Source organism: Shimwellia blattae DSM 4481 = NBRC 105725, from assembly GCF_000262305.1.
Lineage (GTDB): Bacteria > Pseudomonadota > Gammaproteobacteria > Enterobacterales > Enterobacteriaceae > Shimwellia > Shimwellia blattae.
On sequence record NC_017910.1, the window covers coordinates 3,758,315 to 3,782,115 of the forward strand.

General features: G+C 56.3%; 20 protein-coding genes and 2 pseudogenes. 7 read left to right on the forward strand and 15 right to left on the reverse strand.

Annotation, left to right across the window (positions count from 1 at the left end):
• Nucleotide 1: 1 nt before the first annotated feature.
• Entirely contained in the window at nt 2–1,657 is a 1,656-nt protein-coding gene (actP, locus tag EBL_RS17615; protein ID WP_126298307.1) for a cation/acetate symporter ActP, read from the forward strand.
• A 31-nt stretch (nt 1,658–1,688) separates the two neighbouring features.
• Here actP and EBL_RS17620 read toward each other — a convergent pair whose 3' ends face one another.
• Nucleotides 1,689–2,378, reverse strand: a complete 690-nt coding sequence (locus tag EBL_RS17620; RefSeq protein WP_002441502.1) for an LrgB family protein — start codon at nt 2,376–2,378, stop codon at nt 1,689–1,691.
• Complete coding sequence (locus tag EBL_RS17625) at nt 2,371–2,796, reverse strand: CidA/LrgA family protein (protein WP_002441500.1); 426 nt, start codon at nt 2,794–2,796, stop codon at nt 2,371–2,373. Before EBL_RS17625 ends, EBL_RS17620 begins: the two co-directional genes overlap by 8 nt.
• A 101-nt stretch (nt 2,797–2,897) precedes the next feature.
• Here EBL_RS17625 and EBL_RS17630 point away from each other — a divergent pair, with 101 nt between their 5' ends.
• Complete coding sequence (locus EBL_RS17630) at nt 2,898–3,794, forward strand: LysR family transcriptional regulator (protein ID WP_002441498.1); 897 nt, start codon at nt 2,898–2,900, stop codon at nt 3,792–3,794.
• Nucleotides 3,795–3,800: 6 nt separating this feature from the next.
• On the opposite strand, the gene EBL_RS17635 is transcribed toward EBL_RS17630, so the two are convergent.
• The 4 genes from EBL_RS17635 to soxR all read right to left on the reverse strand — a co-directional run bounded on the left by EBL_RS17635 (nt 3,801) and on the right by soxR (nt 8,689).
• Nucleotides 3,801–5,447: a Na+/H+ antiporter gene (locus tag EBL_RS17635; RefSeq protein ID WP_002441496.1), complete on the reverse strand. Its 1,647-nt coding sequence runs from the start codon at nt 5,445–5,447 to the stop codon at nt 3,801–3,803.
• 187 nt (nt 5,448–5,634) lie between these two features.
• Nucleotides 5,635–6,984 carry an NCS2 family permease gene (locus tag EBL_RS17640; RefSeq protein WP_002441493.1) on the reverse strand — a complete coding sequence of 450 codons (1,350 nt, stop codon included), beginning with the start codon at nt 6,982–6,984 and terminating at the stop codon, nt 5,635–5,637.
• A gap of 308 nt (nt 6,985–7,292) precedes the next feature.
• Nucleotides 7,293–7,967, reverse strand: a complete 675-nt coding sequence (locus EBL_RS17645) for a glutathione S-transferase family protein (protein WP_002441491.1) — start codon at nt 7,965–7,967, stop codon at nt 7,293–7,295.
• Between the two features lie 266 nt (nt 7,968–8,233).
• Entirely contained in the window at nt 8,234–8,689 is a 456-nt protein-coding gene (gene soxR, locus EBL_RS17650) for a redox-sensitive transcriptional activator SoxR (RefSeq protein ID WP_002441489.1), read from the reverse strand.
• 78 nt (nt 8,690–8,767) lie between these two features.
• Between soxR and soxS the strand changes: the two genes are divergently transcribed.
• Nucleotides 8,768–9,091, forward strand: coding sequence for a superoxide response transcriptional regulator SoxS (gene soxS, locus EBL_RS17655; RefSeq protein WP_002441486.1), 324 nt, complete (start codon nt 8,768–8,770; stop codon nt 9,089–9,091).
• A 237-nt stretch (nt 9,092–9,328) separates the two neighbouring features.
• On the forward strand, nt 9,329–9,622 hold the full coding sequence (locus EBL_RS17660) for a YjcB family protein (protein WP_002441484.1): 294 nt from the start codon (nt 9,329–9,331) through the stop codon (nt 9,620–9,622).
• A 21-nt stretch (nt 9,623–9,643) separates the two neighbouring features.
• On the opposite strand, the gene EBL_RS17665 is transcribed toward EBL_RS17660, so the two are convergent.
• The 5 genes and pseudogenes from EBL_RS17665 to EBL_RS20890 form a co-directional block, all read right to left on the reverse strand.
• On the reverse strand, nt 9,644–10,777 hold the full coding sequence (locus EBL_RS17665) for an ABC transporter permease (protein ID WP_002441482.1): 1,134 nt from the start codon (nt 10,775–10,777) through the stop codon (nt 9,644–9,646).
• Complete coding sequence (locus EBL_RS17670; protein ID WP_002441480.1) at nt 10,774–11,928, reverse strand: ABC transporter permease; 1,155 nt, start codon at nt 11,926–11,928, stop codon at nt 10,774–10,776. Before EBL_RS17670 ends, EBL_RS17665 begins: the two co-directional genes overlap by 4 nt.
• Nucleotides 11,910–12,779: pseudogene (locus EBL_RS17675) on the reverse strand (HlyD family secretion protein); the annotation flags it as partial. The gene EBL_RS17670 and the pseudogene EBL_RS17675, both read right to left, overlap by 19 nt.
• 22 nt (nt 12,780–12,801) lie before the next feature.
• Nucleotides 12,802–14,315, reverse strand: a protein-coding gene (locus EBL_RS20390; protein ID WP_126298233.1) for an IS3 family transposase whose coding sequence is annotated in 2 segments (ribosomal slippage) — nt 12,802–13,862 and nt 13,862–14,315 — 1,515 coding nt in all. Because the reading frame shifts where the segments join, the coding sequence is not laid out codon by codon here.
• Between the two features lie 63 nt (nt 14,316–14,378).
• Nucleotides 14,379–14,498 (reverse strand): annotated as a pseudogene (locus tag EBL_RS20890) (secretion protein HlyD); the annotation flags it as partial.
• Between EBL_RS20890 and EBL_RS20745 the strand changes: the two are divergent.
• On the forward strand, nt 14,440–14,673 hold the full coding sequence (locus EBL_RS20745) for a hypothetical protein (RefSeq protein WP_014716228.1): 234 nt from the start codon (nt 14,440–14,442) through the stop codon (nt 14,671–14,673). The pseudogene EBL_RS20890 and the gene EBL_RS20745 overlap by 59 nt on opposite strands.
• A gap of 108 nt (nt 14,674–14,781) precedes the next feature.
• On the opposite strand, the gene EBL_RS17690 is transcribed toward EBL_RS20745, so the two are convergent.
• The gene (locus EBL_RS17690; RefSeq protein ID WP_002445181.1) at nt 14,782–16,662 is read right to left on the reverse strand and encodes a reverse transcriptase domain-containing protein; all 1,881 of its coding nucleotides are present in this window, start codon (nt 16,660–16,662) and stop codon (nt 14,782–14,784) included.
• A gap of 614 nt (nt 16,663–17,276) precedes the next feature.
• Nucleotides 17,277–17,816 carry a single-stranded DNA-binding protein SSB1 gene (ssb1, locus tag EBL_RS17695; protein ID WP_002445183.1) on the reverse strand — a complete coding sequence of 180 codons (540 nt, stop codon included), beginning with the start codon at nt 17,814–17,816 and terminating at the stop codon, nt 17,277–17,279.
• Nucleotides 17,817–18,141: 325 nt separating this feature from the next.
• Here ssb1 and uvrA point away from each other — a divergent pair, with 325 nt between their 5' ends.
• Nucleotides 18,142–20,970, forward strand: a complete 2,829-nt coding sequence (gene uvrA, locus EBL_RS17700; RefSeq protein WP_002445186.1) for an excinuclease ABC subunit UvrA — start codon at nt 18,142–18,144, stop codon at nt 20,968–20,970.
• A gap of 16 nt (nt 20,971–20,986) precedes the next feature.
• Here uvrA and EBL_RS17705 read toward each other — a convergent pair whose 3' ends face one another.
• A complete protein-coding gene (locus EBL_RS17705; RefSeq protein WP_002445188.1) occupies nt 20,987–21,964 on the reverse strand; it encodes a LysR family transcriptional regulator in 978 nt (325 codons plus the stop codon).
• Between the two features lie 358 nt (nt 21,965–22,322).
• Between EBL_RS17705 and EBL_RS17710 the strand changes: the two genes are divergently transcribed.
• Nucleotides 22,323–23,357 (forward strand): SphA family protein, encoded by a 1,035-nt coding sequence (locus tag EBL_RS17710; RefSeq protein ID WP_002445189.1) that lies wholly within the window; start codon nt 22,323–22,325, stop codon nt 23,355–23,357.
• Nucleotides 23,358–23,410: 53 nt separating this feature from the next.
• Here the strand turns inward: EBL_RS17710 and EBL_RS17715 are convergent, their stop codons facing one another.
• Nucleotides 23,411–23,764 carry an MmcQ/YjbR family DNA-binding protein gene (locus EBL_RS17715; protein WP_002445191.1) on the reverse strand — a complete coding sequence of 118 codons (354 nt, stop codon included), beginning with the start codon at nt 23,762–23,764 and terminating at the stop codon, nt 23,411–23,413.
• Nucleotides 23,765–23,801: the final 37 nt, after the last annotated feature.

Consider the following 23,801-nt stretch of genomic DNA (forward strand, 5'->3'; position numbering starts at 1 on the left):
AATGCCCGTAAAGACACTACTCAGTGCCGCAGCGTTATTTTACGCTGCCGGGACTATGGCCGCAGACGCGATTAGCGGCGACGTGCAGCGCCAGCCGACAAACTGGCAGGCGATTATTATGTTCGTTATTTTTGTCGCCTTTACGTTATGTATTACCTGGTGGGCATCGAAAAGGGTCTCCTCCCGTAGCGATTATTATACCGCAGGCGGAAATATTACCGGCCTGCAGAACGGGCTTGCCATTGCCGGTGACTATATGTCTGCCGCGTCATTCCTCGGTATTTCGGCGCTGGTTTACACCTCCGGTTACGACGGGCTGATTTACTCGCTCGGCTTTCTGGTCGGCTGGCCGATTATTCTGTTCCTGATTGCCGAACGCCTGCGCAACCTCGGGCGTTATACCTTTGCGGATGTGGCCTCCTACCGCCTGAAGCAGGGGCCGATTCGCGTGCTTTCTGCCTGCGGCTCTCTGGTGGTGGTCGCCCTGTACCTGATTGCCCAGATGGTCGGCGCCGGTAAACTTATCGAGCTGCTGTTTGGCCTCAACTACCACGTTGCCGTGGTGCTGGTTGGCGTGCTGATGATGATGTACGTGCTGTTCGGCGGCATGCTGGCAACCACCTGGGTGCAGATTATCAAAGCGGTGCTGCTGCTGTTTGGCGCCAGTTTTATGGCGTTTATGGTTATGAAGCACGTGGGCTTTAACTTCAGCAACCTGTTCAGCGAGGCGATTGCCGTTCACCCGAAAGGCGAGGCCATCATGCGCCCGGGCGGCCTGGTTAAAGATCCGATTTCAGCGCTCTCTCTGGGCCTGGGCCTGATGTTCGGCACCGCCGGTTTGCCACATATTCTGATGCGCTTCTTCACCGTGAGCGACGCCCGGGAAGCCCGCAAGAGCGTCTTCTACGCCACCGGGTTTATGGGCTATTTCTATATTCTGACCTTTATCATCGGTTTTGGCGCCATCATGCTGGTGGGGGCTAACCCGGCCTTTAAAGACGCCACCGGCGCGCTGATTGGCGGTAATAATATGGCGGCGGTGCACCTGGCTGACGCGGTAGGCGGGCATCTGTTCCTCGGCTTTATCTCCGCCGTGGCCTTTGCCACCATTCTGGCGGTGGTTGCCGGGCTGACCCTTGCCGGGGCCTCTGCGGTATCCCACGATCTGTACGCCAACGTGTTCCGCAAAGGGGCCACCGAGCGTGATGAGCTGCGGGTATCGAAAATGACCGTGCTGGTGCTGGGGGTCATTGCTATCCTGCTGGGCGTACTGTTTGAAAAACAGAACATCGCCTTTATGGTGGGCCTGGCGTTCTCCATCGCCGCCAGCTGTAACTTCCCGATTATTCTGCTCTCCATGTACTGGTCAAAACTGACCACCCGTGGCGCGATGATCGGTGGCTGGCTGGGGCTGCTGACCGCCGTTATCCTGATGATCCTCGGCCCGACTATCTGGGTCCAGGTGCTGGGCCACGCGACCCCGGTATTCCCTTACGAATATCCGGCGCTGTTCTCCATTCTGGTGGCGTTTATCGGGATCTGGTTCTTCTCCAGCACCGATACCAGTGCGGAAGGTGCCCGGGAGCGCGAGCAGTTCCGGGCGCAGTTTATCCGTTCCCAGACCGGTCTGGGTATCGAACAGGGCCGCGCCCACTAAGCCACAGTTCCCGGCCTGCGGGCCGGGACTCTCAGAACATCACGCGCGCCACCAGGGGCGCTATCACCACCATCAACGCCCCGGAGAGCATCATCACCAGGCTTGCCACCACCCCTTCCTGTGGCCCCAGCTCATAAGAGCGCGCCGTACCGGCCCCGTGAGACGCCGCGCCAAACCCGGCCCCTTTCGCAAGGCCGGTCTTAATCGACATTTTCAGGAACAATGCGTCGCCCATCCCCATGCCAAAGACCCCGGTTACCACCACAAACAGCGCCACCAGATCCGGCTTGCCGCCCATAGCTTTGGCGGCCTCCAGGGCAAAGGGGGTGGTAATCGAGCGCACCGCCAGGCTGCGCTGCACCTCGTCAGAGAGATGAAATAACCGGGCCAGCCATACGGAGCTGGTCACCGCCACGACCGATGCGGTAATAACCCCGGCAGTGAGCGACATCCAGTGGCGCCTGATGACCGCCAGGTTGTCATACACTGGCACCGCAAAGGCGATAGTCGCAGGCCCCAGCAACCAGAGCAGCCAGTGGGTTTCACCAATATAGTTTTGCCAGGAGATATGCCCGAGCAGCAGCATCACCACCAGCAGGATCGGGGTCATCACCAGCGGCATCAGCGGCAGCTTGCGAAAGCGCCGGTACAGGCGCTTGTTGGCAAAATAGAGCACGAGCGTAATCACCATGCACAGTACGCTGACCAGCAGATCAGTCATTGTCGCGTGCTCCCTGGCGCTCACGGGCCACTTCATAGCGGTATACTTTATCCACCACCCAGGCCGTGGCGCCAAGCACCAGCAGCGTGCTCAGGGCGATAACCAGGCAGATCCGCCAGCCGTCTACCATCACCAGATGGGGGTAATTCACCACCGCCACCACCGCCGGGACAAAAAACAGCAGCATCTCTGCCAGCAGCCAGCGGGAGCCCGCCCGCACCCAGTGCAGCGGCACCACCCGGCAGATAATCAGCGCCAGCAGCAACAGCATACCCACCAGGTTTGCCGGTAGCGGCACATGCCCCCAGGCCACCAGCTGCCGGGAGAGAATAAATAACCCGGCATACAGCACAACCTGAAGGGGGATCTGCAATTGCCGGAATACGGCGGGGATAACGCGACCTGACGCCACGAACATACGGGGATTCCTGAAAAAAAAGCCGGGAAGAAGTATAGTGAGCGCCGCCAGGTTCCAGAAATGAATTAAAATCATTAAAGGTATAGTTAACAGGAATAGTAATGGACATCAGAACACTGCGCTATTTTGTCGAAGTGGTGCGCCAGCAAAGTTTTACCCGCGCAGCGGAAAAGATGTTTGTTACCCAGCCCACCATCAGCAAGATGCTGCGTAACCTTGAAGATGAGCTGAACTGCACACTGCTTATTCGCGACGGGCGCAGATTACTGCTTACCGACACCGGCCGCGTGGTCTACGAGCGCGGGCTGACTATCCTTGCGGAGTTTGTCCAGCTGGAGGCAGAGCTCGGGGATATTAACCACCTCAATAAAGGCCTGTTGCGCCTCGGGATCCCGCCTATGGTCGGCACCATGATGGCCGGGCCCATCAGCATTTACCGTAAGCGCTACCCGGGGGTGGCCCTTAAAATTTCAGAATCCGGCGGCCTGGCAGGCCAGCAGGCGGTGCTCAATGGTGAGCTGGATTTAGCCATGACCGCCCTGCCCGTGGAAGATGACAACCAGCTGCTTGGCAGCAAATTGCTGTTCAGCTACCCGCTGTGCGTGCTGGTGCCCCGCGCAGCCCCCTGGCAGGGGATGACCGCCGTGGAGCCGGAGTACCTGGCTGACCAGCCGCTGCTTATCTATAACGAAGATTTTGCCCTCAGCCGCCAGTTAATGCAGCTCTTCACCGACCGGGGGATCACCCCGCATATTGCGATGCGCAGCGGCCAGTGGGACTTTCTTGCCGCCATGGTGCAGGCGGGTATTGGGGTGGCAATTATGCCGGAGCCTGTCTGTCAGAAGCTCGACCAGGCAAGCCTGATGTGGCTGCCGCTAAACAGCGATTTACAGTGGAAACTGGGCATGATCTGGCGGGAAGGGGTCTATCTTTCACACAGCGCCCGGGCGTGGATCCGCGGCTGTGAAGACTACTGGCCGGTGGCAACCGGCCAGTAACCGGGACTACTGTTTTTCGATAAGCAGCGCTTCCATTAAATCCAGGTCGTGCAGCATTTTTTGCAGCGTTTCATTGCTTATCTGCTGGGTGGCGCGCAGGTGGTAGAGCTCGCCCCGCTCAGAGCGCAGTGCCGTCAGGCGCAGGCGCCGCTCCAGGTTCTCCTCCTGTGCGGTGTGCTCCGCGTCATCCCGGCCGTTAACCCGGCGGCGCAGGTTACCTATCACCCGGGCGCTGACCTCTTTAATCAGCTCGTTGTCGATATTCTCTTTGGCATCCCCCTGCATGCGCTCTTCCATTTTCTGGATAGCCACAATCGCCACCTCGGCGGTGGCGGCCCGGGCCAGGCGCTCCTCTTTCTGGAAGACGGACTGGTCGGTCACCTCCACATGGCGCAGCAGGATCGGCAGCATCACCACCCCCACCAGCAGGGAGAATAAAATCACCCCGGCGGAGAGGAAAATCAGCTCATAGCGGGCCGGGAACGGCTCACCGTTGGGCAAAAACAGCGGGATCGCCAGCACACCGGCAAGGGTGATAGCCCCGCGCACCCCGGCAAAAGAGGCAATCAGCAGCTCGCGGAAGGTGTAAGAACCAAACTCCATCGGGCGCTTTTTCATCAGCCGCTGGCTGATACGCTTCATAATAAACAGCCACAGGAAGCGCACCAGAATCAGGGCGAAATAGATAAGCACCACATCCAGGAACAGCATCCAGGTTTCTACGTTGGGGTCCGCTTCGGCGGTTTTCAGCGAGGTTTCCAGGATCCCCGGCATCTGCAGGCCCAGCATCAGGAACACCATGCCGTTAAACACAAACTCCAGCATCGCCCAGACACTGTTTGCCCGCAGGCGCATCGCCAGCGGCGCGGTGCGCATCACCCCGGAGCGGGTGATGGTCATCCCGGCGGCAACCGCCGCCAGAATGCCGGAGACCCCGATATGTTCCGCAATCAGGTAAGAGGCGAACGGCAACAGGAACAGCAGCACAATCTGGGTGGCGGGCTCGTCACCGCTCCAGCGGCTCATCAGACGCAGGGAGCGGCCATACAGCAGGCTGACCACAATCCCGGCCAGCAGCCCCCCGACGGCCACCTTGGCAAACTCCAGCGCCGCCCCGCCCACGGTAAACACCATGGTGCCCATGGCAACGGCGACAGCAAATTTCAGCGATACCAGGCCAGAGGCGTCGTTCATCAGGGCTTCGCCCTGCAAGATCCCCATGATTTTCTTCGGGATCCGCCCCTCACCCACAATACCGGACAGGGCCACCGCATCGGTCGGTGACAGCACCGCTGCCAGCGCCAGCGCCGGCACCAGCGGAATACCCGGCACGGTCCAGTAAATCAGGAACCCAATCCCCACCACGGTGAGCAGCACCAGAACCAGCGCCAGGCCAATTATCTCCCGGCCATGGTGGATAAACTCCCGGGTTGGGGTTTTCCAGCCATCGGCAAACAGCAGCGGCGGGATAAACAACACCAGGAAGAGTTCAGGGTTAAAATCAACATGCAGACCGAACGTCGGCCACGCCAGCAACGCGCCCATGGCGATTTGCATTAACGGCAGTGGGATCTGAAACGGGAACATGCGTGCAGCAACCCCGGACAGTGACACCATCAGGGTCAGAATGAGGATAGTAAAAAATATTTCCATGCTTTCCGTAGTCTCGCTTATATCAGTTGGTGCAGACAGCAGGCCATCTCACTACTAATAGAACTTTTTTTAACGCCAATGGAAAGCAGATAGCACCGAAAAGCACAGGAAACGACAATGGGCCCGCAGGCCCATTGTGCAACAAAGCATTAAATTATAATGAAAACAGGCTATTAGCGAAGCGTGATTAAATCGCCCAGCCACCGGCATAAAATGCCACCAGCGCGACCGCAATCACCACCGTGCCCAGGTTCAGTTTGCGCCACTCGCCGGACACAATCCGCCCGATAACCAGGGTGGCAAACCCTATCATGATCCCGGTTACGATGTTGCAGGTCAGCACAATAAACACCGCCGTTACCAGGCCCGCCATGGCATCAACAAAATCGTTAAAATCGATCTTCGCCACGTTGCTCAGCATCAGCAGGCCCACATACATCAGGGCGGGCGCTGTCGCGTAGGACGGCACCAGATACGAGAGCGGTGAGAGGAACAGAATCAGCAGGAACAGTACCCCAACAGTCACCGCCGTTAACCCGGTTTTACCGCCCGCCGCTGTACCGGCAGCTGATTCGATATAGACCGCGGCCGGGGCCGCCCCGACCAGGCCCGAGAACACGCTACTCAGGGAGTCGGTGGTCAGCGCTTTGCCGCCATCAATAATCTGCCCGTCTTTGTCCAGCAGATTGGCCTGGCCTGCCACGGCGCGGATGGTCCCGGTGGCGTCAAATACCGCTGTCATCACCAGCGCCAGTACGCTTGGCAGGATAACCGGGTTCAGCGCCCCCATAATATCCAGGCTGCCAATCAGCGACTGGCCGTTCGCGTCTTTGAGCGACGGCATGGCGAAAATACCGCTGAAGTGCACCGCCGGGTCAAAAATCAGCCCAATCACCGAAATGCCGATGATCGTCAGCAGAATGCCGCCCGGCACGCGCAGTTTTTCCAGACCAATGATCACCGCCAGCCCCACCAGGGACATGATCACCGGGAAGCTGGCAAAATGGCCCAGCGCCACCGGCAGCCCGTCGAGGGGGTTTTTGATAACCAGGCCCACGCCGTTTGCGGCAATCAGCAGCAAAAACAGGCCGATACCGATACCGGTTCCGTGTGCGACCCCCATCGGCAGATTACGCAGGATCCAGCTGCGAATACCGGTGGCGGAAATAATGGTAAACAAGACCCCCATCAGGAACACGGCCCCCAGCGCCACCGGCACACTGATATGCTGGCCCAGCACCAGGCTAAATGCGGTAAACGCGGTCAGCGAGATGGCGCAGCCAATCGCCAGCGGCAGGTTCGCCCACAGCCCCATAATCAGGGAGCCTACCCCGGCAACCAGACAGGTGGACACAAACACTGCGGCAGGCGGGAAACCCGCTTTACCCAGCATCCCCGGCACCACAATCACCGAGTAAACCATGGCCAGAAAGGTCGTCAGACCGGCAACCACTTCCTGGCGGACCGTGCTGCCACGCGCAGAAATTTTAAACCAGGCGTCAAGCGAGCCGCCCGCGCGCGGAGAAGGAGTAGACATAATAAGACATCCCCTGATGTTTTTATGATGCGGTCTATTACGCGTGGCGGGCGGGGAGGCAAACGCTCAAACACCCTTTGTTTTTACACCCTGAAACCGAGGCAGCCACAGGGACGCAAACGTTTAACTCCGCGCATAAAAAAACCGGTAATTTTGAAGCCAGCGATTATCCTGTCATCTGGTGGGGTATTCAACCAAACTTTATCGTTTGCGGAACGAAACCCATGCGTTTGGCGATTTTTTAACCTGATTATGCGCAAACGTTATCGTCTCTGCGCAATTCCGGGCCAGAAACGGCGAAAAAAGTGCTACCCGGCCCGCCCGGGGATCGAAAACGGCCCGCCGCGCAGAAGTGCGCTTTGCCACCCCGGGCGCAGCTGCGCTTTACGCCACCAGGCCTGAAGATGCGGAAGATGCTCCGGCGCTTCCCGGCTCAGTAATGCCGCCACCGGGAAGCTCATCTGAATGTCGGCGGCGGAAAACTGCCCCCCGGCAAACCAGGGGTGATGGGCCAGATGATGCTCAATAAACCCGGCATGGTTCGCCAGCTGCGGGCCCAGCCAGGCTTTATGCAGCCCCCCGGCCAGCGCTTTGCCGGTCGGGCGCAGCAGCCAGGGCACCGGTGCCCGGCTCAGCAGCACCAGCGCCAGGCTGAGGGTCAGTAGCGGCATCAGTGAGCCTTCTGCGTAGTGCATCCAGAAGCGGTACTGCAGGCGCTCAGCGGGGAGCGACGGGCGCAGACGCTGGTCGTGGTCATAGGTTTCCTGAAGGTACTCAAGAATCGCGCCGGACTCGGCCAGAATATGGCCGTTATCCTCCAGCACCGGGGATTTCCCCAGCGGATGGATTTTGCGCAGCGCAACGGGGGCCTGCATATCGGCTTCCCGCCGGTAGGTGACCAGCTGCCACTCAAGGTTCAGCTCTTCCAGCATCCACAAAATGCGCTGGGAGCGCGACTGGTTCAGGTGGTGTACGGTTATCATCCTCCCTCCCGTTTATGGCGCCGGTGAGATTCGGGTGCACACAAAAAGGGTAGCAAAAAAAAGCGCCATTCCGCGCCCGGGAGGTGGTGATTTTTTAAACAGCGATTATACTTTAATTATCGATGCAGGCCGGAACCTCCCGAGTAGCACCAGATTGACTGAGGGGCATCGACGTCGGGGGAAACCCTCCCGTAGAGCGGGATAGAGCGAAAGACAAAGACCGGAAACAGCTAAAGCGCCTGCGGGCGCTTTAGCTTTTTATGCCGCTACTCTTCCAGCAGCCGCGCCCCGGTGCCCTGCTGCCCCAGCGCATCGTTCGGGTTGCGTAACGGGCAGTCTTTTCGCGACAAACACCCACAGCCGATACAGCCATCCAGCTCGTCGCGTAACTGCTCAAGGGTGTGAATACGCCGCTCCAGCTCGTCACGCCAGCGGGAAGAGAGCTGCTGCCATTGCCGGGCGGTAATATTTCCCCCTTCCGGCAGCACAGCCAGCGCATCCGCAATGGTCGCCAGCGGAATACCGATCCGCTGGGCAATTTTAATAATCGCCACATAGCGCAGGACATTACGCGAGTAGCGGCGCTGGTTACCCCCATTGCGGGTACTGCTGATAAGCCCTTTACTTTCATAAAAGTGCAGCGCAGAGACCGCCACCCCGGTACGCCGGGATACCTCCCCCGGGGTGAGGAGCATTTTGATACGTGCAGGTTTCTTTTCCAAAATGGGCTTTACCTCAAGTTAACTTGAGGAATTATACTCCACGCCATTAACCCGCGCGACAGGAAACGGAGAGGACAAATGGCACATCAGGAAATTATCGCGACCCTGATCCAGTGGATCGATGAGCATATTGACCAGCCGCTGAATATCGATATGGTGGCGAAAAAATCCGGTTATTCAAAATGGTACTTGCAGCGAATGTTCCGCTCGGTCACGCGCCAGGCGCTGGGGGAGTACATTCGCCTGCGCCGCCTGGCCCTGGCGGCAGAAGCCCTGCGTACCACCCAGAAACCCATTTTTGATATCGCTATGGACCACGGTTATATCTCTCAGCAGACCTTTTCCCGGGTCTTCCGCCGTGAATACGCCCGCACCCCTACCGATTATCGCCAGCACGTCTGAGCGGCAGGCCGGCAACTGCCGGCCAGTCGTTTTCTCCATAAATACAGCATAAAATACCAGCAGTCAGGCTGGCTAATAATCCATCAAATGTGATACAGTTCACACCATCAATGCAACACGCATTCGACTTTCATTCAAAACATCAACTTATCCCGATGACGGCCACGCCTGAGTGCGCTGCGTTGCGCGTGCCTGCGCCGTTGTGCGGATAAGCATTTTCCTCTGAGGACATATGTTATGGCTATCGTGACAACCGGTGTGGCGGCGACAGGTCTGGCAATTATGCGCGGGCCGCTCATCAGCGCGACGTTGATGTTTATTGCCAGTACCCTGAATATCCGGCTGCGTAAGTCTGATTACCACGGCCTTGCGGTAGTGGTCAGCGGTCTGGGTATTGTCGCATCATGCTGGTTTGCCGCCGCGCTACTGGGGATAACATTTGATTTTCCGGCCATCTGGGCGGGCACCAAATCCTTTATGGTGCAGATGATGAGCTATGCCCCCGCAGACTACCCGGCCACACTCCCCTGACAGCCCCGCCGCAGCGGGCCCTTACCCGCTGTGGCGCTGCATTAACTGGCGCAGGCGACGCCCGTCGCGCAATAAGCCTATCCCCATCCCCAGCAGGGTATATACCGCCCCCAGCAACAACAGCATCGCCACATCCGGCAGGGCACTGTGCCAGGGCAGCCCCAGCTGGTTCACCCCGGCTATCGCTTTGGTCGCCCAGGTGGTGGGCAGGCAGCCGGAAATAAAACGCACCCACGCAGGCATCGCCTGTACCGGCCAGATAGTGCCGGAAAGGTAGAACACCGGCATGGTGATAAAAGAGAGCGTCAGATAGATAAGCTCCACCCGCCTCAGACACTCGGTGATCAGTTTCCCCAGCCCCAGCACCGCCAGCAGAAACGGAAAGGTCAGTAACAGCACCTCCGGGATAGAAGCGGTCTGGCGGTATCCCAGCAGCCAGGGCCACAGTACAAACAGCACAATCGATAAAAACAGCCAGACCGGCAGCAATGCCGACAGCCCGCCCATATACACCAGCAGCGGGGGCTGGCTCTGGCTGCGCAGCATCAGGCGCACCCGGACACTGGCGATTAACAGCGAGTGTTGCAGCAGCATCACCAGCAGGCCCGGAAAAACAATGGCCGCAAAGCTGATCCCCGGGTTAAAGACATCTTCCGTGCGCCCGGTGATCGGGGCCAGAATCACCTCCGCCTGGCGCAGGCTGAACCCGTGCGCCAGCATCACTTCCGTTTCGTAGTAACGCAGCATCTCCTGATAGGCCGCCTGGACATCCTGCTGAATCTGGCCGTTCGGCAGGCGGTTTGTGGCATCACCATAGACCGGGATCGTCACGGGCTTCCCCGCCAGCAGTTTCTTTTCCAGATCCGTGGGCATGATTATCACCGCAAACAGCTTACGAAACCCCAGATCGTGGATCGCCGCCGGCAGGCTGTCATAGCCCACGGTTTTGATCTTGTCGGTGGCATCCAGGTTGCGGATCAGTAACCGGCTGGCGGGGCTGTGATCCTGGTCAATCACCGCTACCGGCAGATCCCAGACGGTGCGGTGCAGATACACACTGCTCATCAGGCACAAAGAGACCAGTAAAATCATCCATATGGGCCGCTCAAGCAGCCCGGTAAATACTTTGATAAAGGTCGCCCAGTAGATTTTCATAGCAGGGTCTCCGGCACCCGCAGCCGCGCCGGCAGGCGGTTGCGGATCAGCAGTGCGGTGACCAGCGGGTAGATCATCAGCAGCGCGCAGACTTCAAAAACGGGTTTTCCCGGTACCTGGCGCAAAAAGATCCCGAACATGGCATACAGGGCGTGGGTCAGCGGCTCAATATTGGCTACGATCCGCGCAAACAGCGACATCGAAAGCTCCGGCATCACCACCCCGGAAAAGGTCAGCGCCACCCCTACCAGGATCCCTATCAGGGTATAGGCGGTGATCGCATTGCGGGTGAAGGTGTAGAGCAGCAGGCCGATACTCTGGGCGGCTATCACATAGAAAAAGCCGACCGCCAGCATATACAGGGGGTTGCCCGCCACCCGGGCATCAAAGATCCACACCAGCAGCCCCAGCTCGCCCATCAGTAGTGTGGTGTAGGTCAGGGTGTAGGGGGCGAGCTTCCCGAGGAGCGACATACTGAATGAGCGGGAGTAGACCAGCGCCTTGCTGCGGGCCAGGGCGTAGATGGTGCAGGTCACCACAAACAGCTGCAGCAGATGGATAGTGGCGGAAAACTGCTGGTAATAGATATAGCTGCCGCTGGCGTTAAACAGGCTGTCATAAGAGAGCGAAACGGCGGGCAGCGTGGGCAGGGTTTTGCCGGTCAGTGCCGTTGTGTAGCCGCGGTAGCTGCTGTTGAGCTCGGTTATCAGCCCGGAGAAGTCCTGGGTGGAGTAGAGCCCCGCCGCATACAGCAGCGCATTATAGAAAAAGACCACCTGGGGCTGGCGCCCGCCCAGCACATCGGCTTCGAAGTCCCGGGGGATATACAGCATGGCGTAGTCTTCGGTGCTGCTCATGCGCTGTTGCGCTTCGGCCAGGTCACCGGCGGGCACCTCAATGCTTGCGTGGGGGCCCGCATCCAGCTTACGGATAAGCTCCCGGGAAAGGGGGCTGTGGTCATGATCCACCACCGATACCGGCAGCTCCAGCAGGGTGCCTTCTGAAAAGTTACTGCCGATAAGCCCGAACAGGATCAGCGGAAAACACCAGGTTATCCAGTGGATCTCCGGTTTGCGGAAGGCTTTGCGCACCTCGCGGCGAAAAGCCTGGCTAAAGCAGCGCCAGCCGCAGCTTATATTTCCCATCGCCATAATGCGCTCATCCCCTGTCGTAATCCTTGCGTTGGCTGTACCGGCCACAGGCGCACTTCAAAGGTTTTCAGGTCGAAATCGCCGGTCGCGCGGGTGGCCCGCTTGGTGGCGTAGTCCCCCAGCGGGGCGATATAGCGCACCTCTGCTTCAATTTCCTGATTATTCAGGGCCGGAATGCGCAGCCGGACTTTATCCCCTTTGCGCACATGGGCGAGGATGTCCTCACGCAGGTTAAAGATAAAATAGGCCTGGTTCTGGCGAACCAGGGTCAGCAGCGGGCTGGACGCATTAAGCAGCTCACCCACTTCCGAGGGAATCGGCCCCACTTCACCGTCTACCGGGGCGACCACATTCAGCTCATCAGCCTGTACCTGTATTTCGACAAGATCCTGCTCCGCCCGCTGTAACTGGGCGCTGTAGATCTGGCGCTGCTCGATACGGTCACCGTGGAGCCCTTCATCCAGGTTTGCCTGTGCAGCTTTCACTTTTTCCAGGGCCGAATCCCGTCTGCTGCGGGAGTCATCCAGCTCCTGGGCAGAAACATAGCCTTTTACCGCCATGCGCTGGTTGCGCGACAGCAGGTCGTTGGCATTTTTCCAGGTGGACTGGGCATCGGCCAGGGTGGCGCGCAGGTTGCGGATATTTTCTTCACGGGTGCCGTTCATGGAGAGTTCATACTGGTATTTGGCCTGATCCCGATTCGCCCGGGCGGCCTGCAACTGGGCGATAAGCTCCGGCGCTTCCATTTTCAGCATCAGCTGGCCTGCCCTGACATCATCACCACGCTCAACCAGGCGCTCCACCACCCGGCCTTTCGCTTTTGAAGTGACGATCACCCGGTAAGTGTCAAGGTAGTTGTCACCCCAGGTTAATTTAAGCGGCCTGTTTTCCCCTTTCCGGATTCAGCATTACCGGACCTTCGGGTTGCCAGTTTCTCGTTCTGCCTGACCAGCGCTCAGGATGTGTTTTCTGTGCCTGACGGTACAGTTCATCCCGTTGCCTCAGAAGCGCGTGATCTTCTCCCCGGTGTCGCTGTGCCGGGGTGACATACCGTATCCCGCTGTGGCGGTGCTCTTCGTTGTACCAGTGGGTAAATTTCTCCACCCACTCCCGGGCATCACTCAGCGTTCTGAACCCCGATGACGGCCACTGTGGTACATATTTCAGTGTCCGGAACAACGACTCTGCATACGCGTTATCGTTACTTACCCGTGGCCTGCTGTGTGACGGTATGATATTCAGCTCATACAGCTTCATCTGCAGGGTCTGCGATTTCATGGCGGCTCCGTTATCTGCATGCAGCACCAGCGGCTGACGCCAGCAGCCCTCACGCAGCGTTGTCCGCTGCATTAGCGCTGCAGCCAGCCCGCCACTTTCCGTTTCATGAACCTCGTAGCCCGTGATTTTCCGGCTGTACAGGTCAATTATCATATACAGATAATACCAGCGACCACGCACCACGCAGGGCAGCCAGGTGATGTCCCATGACCAGACCTGGCAGGGCGCTCTGGCTGTAAAGGTCGTCGGGGCTGGCACCCGCTGTGGCCGCGACTGACGTCCCCGGTGGTGGACTTCATTATGGCGGCGTAATATCCGGTAAAATGTCGACTCACTGGCCAGGTAAATTCCCCTGTCGGCCAGCCGGGGCACAATCTGTGATGGCGGCAGACGGGCATATTCCGGCCTGTGGCAGATATCCCGTATCTGCTGCTCTTCCCCCGTGCTGAGGCGATTCGCCGGGGCGGGTCTTATTGCCCCCGGACGACCATCCTCCGGACATTTTTGCCACCGCCACCAGGTACGCAGGCTGATGGCCACTTCACGGCAGGCGACTGCAAGCCTTGCGCCAGAGACCACCGCTTCATTAATCCACTGAATGAACTGTTGTCGTTCATCCGCCGGGGTCAGTCGTCCCCGTCCGTTTCCCCGTAGTAATCCCTGAGCTTTTTTCGCAGTACCAGTATCGCTGCCGCCTCCGCCAGCGCTTTCTCCTTACGGACCAGCTCTTTTTTAAGCTGTTTAACTTCCTTCTGACTTTGCTTCAGCGCTGCTTTATCACCGGGGTTTCCGGTCTGTATAAAGCCCTGCTTCCACTGTATCAGCTGCTCAGGATACAGCCCTTTTTTACGGCAGTATTCTGCGATTTCTGTTTCACTTAACGTGGCGGTTTCCACAATGGCGGCAAAACGGGCTTCTGCTGGCCACTGCTCACTGTTTTTACTGTTACCCGGCACCGGTTTCCCCTCTGCTTTAGCCTGTTTACGCCAGTGATACAGTGTAGCTTCGGCGATCCCTTCCATCTGTGCAACAGCCGCGACGGTCATATTGTAGGGCGGGAATAATTTTGCCAGTGTTGAGGCCTTGCGCTCCGGGGAAATTCGTTTCATCTGTCACTCCGTGCCCTCAGGATTATTTTTCAGAGGGAGTGACAACTATCCTGACATTGAGGGCACCTCCGGGGCATCCACTTCGCCCTGGAGTAACAAGTCCTGGTGTCTGGCGCGGAAAAAGATGGCCATTGCCACCATAATTACCACAAGAAGTAAGGTAAAAAGGGTCTTTTTATTCATCCTGTTATCCTTGCCTGAACGTCGCCTGCGGCGCGCACAATCCGATCTGATTTATTCTGGCACATTACGCAATATCTTCCCGCAAAATGGCACGGAATCATCATCTTCGCACCTGGTGCGGCGGGCAGGCTGGCGGAAAAATGCCATAAAAAAACCCGCCGCAGCGGGTTTTTGAACCGGAGATACCCGAGTTGGGTAGGGCACGTGCGCCCGGCACGGGATAGCCGTTGCCCCCCCACCGAACCGTACGTGCACATTTCTGTGCATACGGCTCTCCATTGGATCAAACAAAGCTTCTTCGGTCTGGCAGTGTTCCTCTGTGAAGGTTGACGTGACAGGTCCGGCAGATCACTAATGTTTTCCTGTTACGGGCAATCATCAGCTTCTTCCAGTTATCTGTACCCGACTTGATATCCTTAAGTTTCCTCACATGGTGGACTTCAAAAGGAGCGGTTCTGGTACCGCAATATTCACATTGGCATGCAGCCATCCTGTCCAGCAATTCAGTTCTACCAGAATATTTATACGTGTTCGGCAATATATCCGGTGAACTGTGTTTTGGCGCACTCCTGTTTTTGAGTCTGAATACCTCCAACTCATATACCTTTCCATTACGATTTTCCCGATAAACATACCTGCCATCCGCTTGCCTTAACCGCCGCGCGATTTTGGTGCGTGACATCCGATGTTTACCTGCCAGCGTCTTATAAAGACTATTTTCCCATATCCAATACAACTTATTGAGATAGAGAACGGGGGCAAGATTGTAGTAATTCGCATAGCCGCGCATTTCGGCGTTGTACTGACCAATTATTTCATAGTCAGACATGTACATCATTGCTGGCCGACCAGCACTATTACCATATCCGCCATCGTAATTCCCATAGCCACGTAGAGAGCAGAATTTCAGGATTCTTTCCCTCGGTACACACAGATGGACGTGTTCCGTTATCGTACGTTTTACCGCATGAGTTTTACTTCCATCTGCATTAAGCCCTACAACACATTTGACCTGTTTGCTTTCACGGCGTGTTTTAATTTCATAACCGAGAAAAGTGAATCCTTTCTTTGGGTCAATAATGCCGGATTTCTCTTTTGATATTTCCAGGTGAAGTTCAGTTTCAACAAAATCGACAACCTCTTTCATTATCTTTTTTGCCTCATTTTTACTTCCTGTCACACCAATCAGAAAATCATCAGCATATCGAACATATCGCATTCTTTTGAATTCAGAATCATCCATAATAACACTAGATAGCGTGCGCAATTTTTTCTCCAGTTCATCCGCTTCATGTCTCCATTTTTGGATTTTCTGCTCATCAGCAGGCATTCCGGAAGCGCCGAAACCTTGCCTGATCCATTTAATACGATTTGCCCGGTTCTGTAGTGCCCTTTTGTATATGGGATTGGGTTTCCTCCGTCCTCCTTTGCCGAACTCGCTGATTCTATTTTTCATAAACTCATCAAGTTTATGGAGAAATACATTGGCAAGAATAGGGGAGATAATACCACCTTGCGGTGTCCCGCTATGAGTGCCAAAGTAACGCCAGTTGTCCAGATAGCCAGCTTTCAGGAACTTCTTGAGAAGCGCCAGAAATTTGTTATCAGCGATCCGCTTACTCAGGAATTTCAGCAGCAGATCGTGGTCAATGTTGTCGAAGTAACCTTTGATATCAACGTCACATACCCATTTTGTTCCTTTCCAACTGTTTCTGATTTCTTTTAATGCAGAATGACAGGAACGTTTAGGCCTGAATCCATAGTTCCAGTCGCTAAAAACCGGTTCATAGATTTCTTCCAGTAACATCCTCATTACTTCCTGTATTAATTTATCGTCTCCAGTTGGAATACCTAATGGACGTTTCTTTCCATTCGGTTTTCGGGCATCTTTAGGTATGTGCGTGCGCCTACAAGGTCTGGGCTTATACGAGCCTGAATTTATAAGCTGAATGAGATTAATAATCCTGCCCACGCTCATTTCATCCATCGTATTATTATTTATTCCTCTCGTCATGGCTCCCTGATTAGAATAAATATTGGCATAGGCCTGTGCCCAAAGATCTTTATTGCTACACATGATTTTGTGCAGCTTCTTGATCTTATAACCTTGTGTACTGGCTTTGTTTATACCACTTAGAGCATTGAGTGTTCTTTGTGATAGCACTGACTATCGAACCTCGCTTCTATTAGTATAATTCCAACTGACTCCCTTCCCCCTTACGAATATAATTTCACCGATAATTGCTTATCAATTTATATATATTTTTCAGATTGGTTAGCCAATTGCGACTCCATTACAGAGCTACGTTGGGTACTACGGAGCCTCCGTTACCATATTGGTTAATTACTTAACCAACTTAGGTAATCCCGTATTTCTTTGTAGTCAAGGTGCATCCCACTTAGGTTCCACTTACGCTCAATTACCACTCTCACCGAGCAGGTGCCAATATTGTTGGATATAGTAACCTTCTAAAAATAATTACTATAAATACTGGTATGACTCCTGAATAACCGTGAGTCAAAGGCATCCCGAAACCCACTATGAACTATGATTCAACCAATCAGGCTTAACCATATGGGACTTGCAATGGCTGGCGCAAAGTAGGTTATTTCCCCGCAACCAGCCTTTTCCTGACATGCTACACTCCCCTCCCTCTTTCGAGGTTCAAACCCATTACTGGGTAAGGATAAGTCAGGCTTGCAATAGGCTCTCCAACAGCCTATGGTTAACTCAGAACATTGAGTTAACCACTTGATTTACAAAGCAAAACGGCGCACTCAGAACGGGATATCGTCGTCGAAGTCCATTGGCGGCTCGCTGGAAGCAGGTGCCGCCGGGGCAGACTGCTGCTGCGGGCGCTGCTGAGCACCACCGCTGAACTGGCTGCCGCCCTGAGGCTGCTGCTGAGGCTGACCCCAGCCACCCTGCTGGCCCTGGCCACCGGCGTTGCCGCCCTGAGCACCGCCCTGACGGCCGCCCAGCATCTGCATGGTGCCACCGACATTCACCACCACCTCAGTGGTGTAGCGCTCCTGGCCGCTCTGATCCTGCCACTTGCGGGTACGCAGCTGGCCTTCAATATAGACCTGGGAACCCTTGCGCAGGTATTCACCGGCAACTTCTGCCAGTTTGCCGAACAACACCACCCGGTGCCATTCAGTCTGCTCTTTCATTTCGCCGGTCTGCTTATCGCGCCAGGATTCGGAAGTAGCCAGCGTAATGTTGGCAACTGCGCCACCATTTGGCATGTAGCGTACTTCCGGGTCCTGCCCCAGATTACCGACCAGAATCACCTTGTTGACGCCTCTGCTGGCCATGCTCGTGTCTCCTGAATACGTTTCTTACAAGTTTAAGCGCGGGATTGTAGCATTTCAAAGCGGGGTTTTGATAGTTTGGATCTGCCTTCAGATAATTTCATTACCCTGGTTTTCAGCCAGCACAAATGCTGGCGAATAGCCGCACAATTTTCCCCCTTTCACCCCGTGGTACTGTATATCCATTCAGGTTAAGTTGTGCCATAATTAGCCGTTTCTGGCTGCCGGTTTATCATATTTTTACCCTTAATTTCCGTCTGCACGCCCCTGCATATCATCGGCGTCGGGTAAAAGAATCAGGCATACGCGTTACTACCGGGAAAGGTGAATGGATAAGATAGAAGTTCGGGGCGCCCGCACCCATAATCTCAAAAATATCAATCTGATAATCCCGCGCGACAAGCTGATTGTCGTGACCGGGCTGTCGGGTTCCGGCAAATCCTCACTGGCGTTTGACACCCTGTATGCGGAGGGGCAGCGGCGCTATGTGGAGTCGCTGTCTGCCTATGCGCGCCAGTTCCTGTCGCTGATGGAAAAACCAGACGTCGACCATATTGAAGGGTTGTCGCCGGCTATCTCTATTGAGCAGAAATCAACCTCTCATAACCCGCGATCCACCGTGGGGACCATTACCGAAATTCACGACTATTTGCGCCTGCTGTATGCCCGGGTGGGCGAGCCGCGCTGCCCGGATCACGATATCCCGCTGACGGCGCAGACCGTCAGCCAGATGGTGGACAACGTCCTCGCCCAGCCGGAAGGCAAACGCCTGATGCTGCTGGCCCCGGTCATTAAAGAGCGCAAAGGGGAGCACACCAAAACGCTGGAAAACCTGGCAAGCCAGGGCTATATCCGCGCCCGGATCGACGGTGAAGTGTGCGATCTGTCCGATCCCCCCAAACTGGAGCTGCAGAAAAAGCACACTATCGAAGTGGTAGTCGACCGCTTTAAAGTGCGTGACGATCTGGCCCAGCGCCTGGCGGAGTCCTTTGAAACGGCGCTGGAGCTGTCTGGCGGCACCGCTGTTGTGGCCGATATGGACGATCCCCGGGCCGAGCCGCTTATCTTCTCGTCCAACTTTGCCTGCCCGGTCTGCGGCTACAGCATGCATGAGCTGGAGCCCCGTTTATTCTCCTTTAACAACCCGGCAGGTGCCTGCCCGACCTGCGACGGTCTGGGGGTACAGCAGTATTTTGACCCGGAGCGGGTGGTTCAGAACGGGGAGCTGTCGCTCGCCGGTGGGGCGATCCGCGGCTGGGATCGGCGCAATTTTTACTATTTCCAGATGCTGCGCTCCCTGGCTGACCATTATGATTTTGACGTGGAAGCCCCCTGGGACTCCCTGCCCGCCAGTGTGCAGAACGTGGTGCTGAACGGCTCCGGCAAGCAGACCATTGAATTTAAATATATTAACGATCGCGGCGATACTTCCGTGCGCCACCACCCCTTTGAAGGGGTGCTGAACAATATGGCGCGCCGTTATAAAGAGACCGAGTCCACCGCAGTGCGCGAAGAACTGGCGAAGTTTATCAGTAACCGCCCCTGCGCCAGCTGCCACGGCACCCGCCTGCGCAAAGAAGCGCGCCATGTGTTTGTGGAAAACACCGCCCTGCCGACCATTTCAGACATGAGCATTGGCCACGCCATGGAGTTCTTCAGTAATCTGAAGCTCTCCGGCCAGCGGGCCAAAATTGCCGAAAAAGTGCTTAAAGAGATTGGCGATCGCCTGAAATTCCTGGTGAACGTGGGGCTCAATTATCTGACCTTATCCCGCTCGGCGGAAACCCTGTCCGGCGGTGAGGCCCAGCGTATCCGCCTTGCCAGCCAGATTGGCGCGGGCCTGGTGGGGGTGATGTACGTGCTGGATGAGCCCTCCATTGGCCTGCACCAGCGGGATAACGAGCGCCTGCTGGAGACCCTTATCCACCTGCGCAATCTGGGCAATACCGTGATAGTCGTCGAGCACGACGAAGACGCGATCCGCGCCGCAGACCATATTATTGATATCGGCCCCGGGGCCGGTGTCCACGGCGGCAGCGTCGTGGCAGAGGGCGATCTGGACGCCATCATGGCGGTGCCGGAGTCCCTGACCGGCCAGTTTATGAGCGGCAAACGCCAGATTGCGGTGCCCAAAAAACGCGTGGCGGCCGATCCACAAAAGGTACTGAAACTGTCCGGTGCCCGGGGCAATAACCTCAAAGATGTCACCCTCACCCTGCCGGTGGGGCTGTTTACCTGTATTACCGGGGTCTCCGGCTCCGGCAAATCGACCCTGATTAACGACACGCTGTTCCCGCTGGCCCAGCGCCAGCTTAACGGGGCCACCATTGCGGAGCCCGCCCCCTACCGGGATATTCAGGGGCTTGAGCACTTCGATAAAGTCATCGATATTGACCAGAGCCCCATTGGCCGTACCCCGCGCTCTAACCCGGCGACCTATACCGGGGTATTCACCCCGGTGCGCGAGCTGTTTGCCGGGGTGCCGGAGTCCCGCACCCGTGGCTATACGCCGGGGCGTTTCAGCTTTAACGTGCGCGGCGGGCGCTGTGAAGCCTGCCAGGGGGACGGGGTGCTGAAAGTGGAAATGCACTTCCTGCCGGATATTTATGTCCCCTGCGACCAGTGCAAAGGCCAGCGCTATAACCGGGAAACCCTGGAGATCAAATACAAGGGTAAAAATATCCACGAAGTGCTGGATATGACCATTGAAGAGGCCCGGGAGTTCTTTGACGCAGTACCGGCACTGGCCCGTAAGCTCCAGACCCTGATTGATGTGGGGCTGTCCTACATCCGTCTTGGTCAGGCGGCTACCACCCTGTCCGGCGGTGAAGCCCAGCGCGTGAAGCTGGCCCGGGAGCTGTCAAAACGCGGCACCGGCCAGACCCTGTATATCCTCGATGAGCCGACCACCGGCCTGCATTTTGCCGATATTCAGCAGCTGCTCGACGTGCTGCACCAGTTACGGGACCAGGGCAATACCATCGTGGTGATTGAGCACAACCTGGACGTGATTAAAACTGCCGACTGGATTGTCGATCTGGGCCCGGAAGGGGGCAGCGGCGGCGGCGAAATCCTCGTGGCGGGCACGCCGGAAACCGTGGCGGAGTGTGACGCCTCCTACACGGCACGCTTCCTGAAGCCGCTCCTTAACCGCTAGCAAAAAACCGGTGCCGTTATTCCGGCACCGGAACAGGCGGCCGGGTGCCGGGCTGTGGGCGGGGGCCCGCATCCCGGTAATTTTTCAGGGCCGCAATCAGCAACCGGGCGCTGGCCGAGAGTGGCTGGTTGCGCATATACAGCACCCCTACCGGCAGCGTGACCGTCGGGATCGACACCGGGATCACCGTCACGCCCCCCAGCCGGGCGTAATGACGGGCCACTGAACCGGGTAAAAAACCAACAGTCTTGCCCTGTTGCAGGATCCCGATATTCACCATGGTCGCGACCGATTCAATATAGTTGGTGGGCAGCGCCACATGGTGGCGGCGAAAGGCGTCCTCAATCAGCTGGCGGATAAGCGAGCTGTGGGGCGGCAGGATCCAGGGCGTACTGCGCAGCTCAGACCAGGTAATATGTTTTTTCCCCGCCAGCGGGTGGCTGGTGCCGGCCACCAGCACCATTGGCTCTTCGTGAATAAAGATAGTGTCGGTATCTGCCTGGTGGGTATCTTCCGGCAAAATGCCGACAATAAGCTCAATCTCCCCGGCCAGCAGACGGGGCCGGAGCAGCTCCATGGTCCCTTCGGTAATGGTCAGCGCCGTAAACGGCGACTCGCTCTTCAGCTGGTCAATAGCCCTTGGCAGCAGGGTGCCTGCGGCAATGGGCAGCACCCCCACAGAGACCTTCCCCTGCACGCCCGCCATCAGGGCGCGCAGCTCATCCCGCGCTTTACCCGCCTCAGCGAGAATACGCCGGGCGTAAACCACCAGGCTGCTGCCATAGATAGTAGGCTGCATACCGTGAATTGTGCGGTTAAACAGCTTTAAACCAATATTATTTTCCAGCTCTGAAAGCGCTTTCGATACCGCGGGCTGAGAGACATGCAAATAATTAGCGACCTTACCAACATTGCGCAGATCATCCATGACCACCAGAAGTTGTAACTGCCGCAATTTTAACTGAGAGCGGAGAAATCCATCGAGCGAGTTCATATTGATGCGCCTTTCTGTAATAACCGGTGGTGGTTCACAACCGCCGTCACAATGTGTCTTTTGCGCCGACGCATACCCTTAAAGTAATTATGGAAATAATTTTCTTATGGATAACCAATAAGTACACAGGAAAAACATATTTATTATTAAGATACGTAATACCATGCTGGCAGTAAATGTACTATCACGAACATCACATTATTACCAGATGGTAATACATCTGTTTTTATATTCATTGGACGCCCCTGAAAAACTTCCCCAATGTATCCGCTAACAGGCGCCCGGTGCCGGGCATACTGCACATACCATATCCGGTTATTTTCACTTTCCAGTCATCTGGTCTTTATTAGAGGCTCTTATGGAGAACACAGGCTCAGCGAAATATCTGATCTACCGGGCAGGCGCATTTATTGGCAGCGGGTTGCGTAAATATATGTGCGGTGCATTATTGCTTGCCGCATTTCCGGGAATGGCCATCGAGCCAACACTGAGCCAACCGGCAGGTATTAATAATGGCTACACCAGTTTTTTTGACGGTTTCCCGGTCGCACCTCCGGGGCATCTTGCTTATATCGGATATTACCGCTACAACCATATCAACCGCTTAACAGATAATAACGGCAACCGTATTCAGGCATTTGGCAGCACCAGGATAGACAGCTGGGTTGCCAATAACCAGTTCTTATACACCTTTGAAAAATCCCCTTTTGATAACGCAACCCTCGGGCTGGATCTGATTGTGCCGGTTGTCGGGTTCGATACCGACTTCGGCGGGCCTGCCACCCTGAAGGCAAATCATGGCGGTATTGGCGATATTATGATGGCGGTGTATCTGCAATATAATCCGCTGCTCAACGATCGGGGCGAGGTAACCTTTATTCACCGCCTGGAGCTTGGCGTGAATGCCCCCACCGGGGCCTATGACAGCCACAGCGATATTAACACCGGGATGAACCAGTGGTCATTTCACCCCACCTGGGCGGCCACCTGGCTGCCGGTTCCCCGCTGGACCATAAACTGGCGCTTACAGTATCTGTATAACTTTAAAAATGACGATCCGGCCAGCAGCCAGCCACTGGAGTGGCGGGGTGAGAAAGTGCGCCATACCCAGATAGGCCAGCTGATGTTCCTGAACTTTGCCACCTCCTGGGAGGTCGTGCCGGACTGGCACGTGGGTATTAACGGCTACTACCTGAAACAGATAACCGACGATAAAGTGAACGGCGACACCCAGAAAAACTCCCGCGAGCAGGCGCTGGGTATTGGCCCGGGTGTGATGTGGAACTACTCGGCGCAGGACAAGTTTACCGCCAACTTTTATACCGAGACCGAAGTGCGTAACCGTGGCCGCAACAGCGCCATTGTTAACCTGGTATACGTGCACACCTTCTGATCACGCGCGGCCCGCAAAGGGGGTGACTCCCCCTCTTTTGCGGGTTTAGCGTGTTAGCTGTTCAGCGTGCGGCGTTTATTTTCCGGCACCAGCGCCAGCGCCTGTTGCCAGGAGGTATTCACCAGCGCGTAGATCCGTGAATCCGGTAACGGGCCGTCCAGGTACAGGGTGCTCCAGCAGGATTTATTCAGGTACGCGCTCGGGAACACATCCGCGTGATTCTGGCGCAGCAAGTCTGCCAGCTCCGGGCTGGTTTTCAGGGATACGGCTGGCCGGTCATTCACGCTGTGCACCATGGCAAACAGTACATCCGCCACTTTGATTTGGGTGGCCTTCCAGTCGCTGTGTACGCTTTGCTGTGCGCCGGGTTTCGCCATGCAATACTGGAGCAATTCTGAGTGGGTCATTCTGGGTCCTCCTGATCGTTGTCATACGGACCCGTTA

Excerpts from the sequence above, each read along its gene's own strand:
- actP (WP_126298307.1), top strand. The coding sequence starts at position 2 with ATGCCCGTAAAGACACTACTCAGTGCCGCAGCGTTATTTTACGCTGCC.
- EBL_RS17620 (WP_002441502.1), bottom strand. The coding sequence starts at position 2,378 with ATGACTGATCTGCTGGTCAGCGTACTGTGCATGGTGATTACGCTCGTG.
- EBL_RS17625 (WP_002441500.1), bottom strand. The coding sequence starts at position 2,796 with ATGTTCGTGGCGTCAGGTCGCGTTATCCCCGCCGTATTCCGGCAATTG.
- EBL_RS17630 (WP_002441498.1), top strand. The coding sequence starts at position 2,898 with ATGGACATCAGAACACTGCGCTATTTTGTCGAAGTGGTGCGCCAGCAA.
- EBL_RS17635 (WP_002441496.1), bottom strand. The coding sequence starts at position 5,447 with ATGGAAATATTTTTTACTATCCTCATTCTGACCCTGATGGTGTCACTG.
- EBL_RS17640 (WP_002441493.1), bottom strand. The coding sequence starts at position 6,984 with ATGTCTACTCCTTCTCCGCGCGCGGGCGGCTCGCTTGACGCCTGGTTT.
- EBL_RS17645 (WP_002441491.1), bottom strand. The coding sequence starts at position 7,967 with ATGATAACCGTACACCACCTGAACCAGTCGCGCTCCCAGCGCATTTTG.
- soxS (WP_002441486.1), top strand. The coding sequence starts at position 8,768 with ATGGCACATCAGGAAATTATCGCGACCCTGATCCAGTGGATCGATGAG.
- EBL_RS17660 (WP_002441484.1), top strand. The coding sequence starts at position 9,329 with ATGGCTATCGTGACAACCGGTGTGGCGGCGACAGGTCTGGCAATTATG.
- EBL_RS17665 (WP_002441482.1), bottom strand. The coding sequence starts at position 10,777 with ATGAAAATCTACTGGGCGACCTTTATCAAAGTATTTACCGGGCTGCTT.
- EBL_RS17670 (WP_002441480.1), bottom strand. The coding sequence starts at position 11,928 with ATGGCGATGGGAAATATAAGCTGCGGCTGGCGCTGCTTTAGCCAGGCT.
- EBL_RS20745 (WP_014716228.1), top strand. The coding sequence starts at position 14,440 with ATGGCCATTGCCACCATAATTACCACAAGAAGTAAGGTAAAAAGGGTC.
- ssb1 (WP_002445183.1), bottom strand. The coding sequence starts at position 17,816 with ATGGCCAGCAGAGGCGTCAACAAGGTGATTCTGGTCGGTAATCTGGGG.
- uvrA (WP_002445186.1), top strand. The coding sequence starts at position 18,142 with ATGGATAAGATAGAAGTTCGGGGCGCCCGCACCCATAATCTCAAAAAT.
- EBL_RS17705 (WP_002445188.1), bottom strand. The coding sequence starts at position 21,964 with ATGAACTCGCTCGATGGATTTCTCCGCTCTCAGTTAAAATTGCGGCAG.
- EBL_RS17710 (WP_002445189.1), top strand. The coding sequence starts at position 22,323 with ATGGAGAACACAGGCTCAGCGAAATATCTGATCTACCGGGCAGGCGCA.
- EBL_RS17715 (WP_002445191.1), bottom strand. The coding sequence starts at position 23,764 with ATGACCCACTCAGAATTGCTCCAGTATTGCATGGCGAAACCCGGCGCA.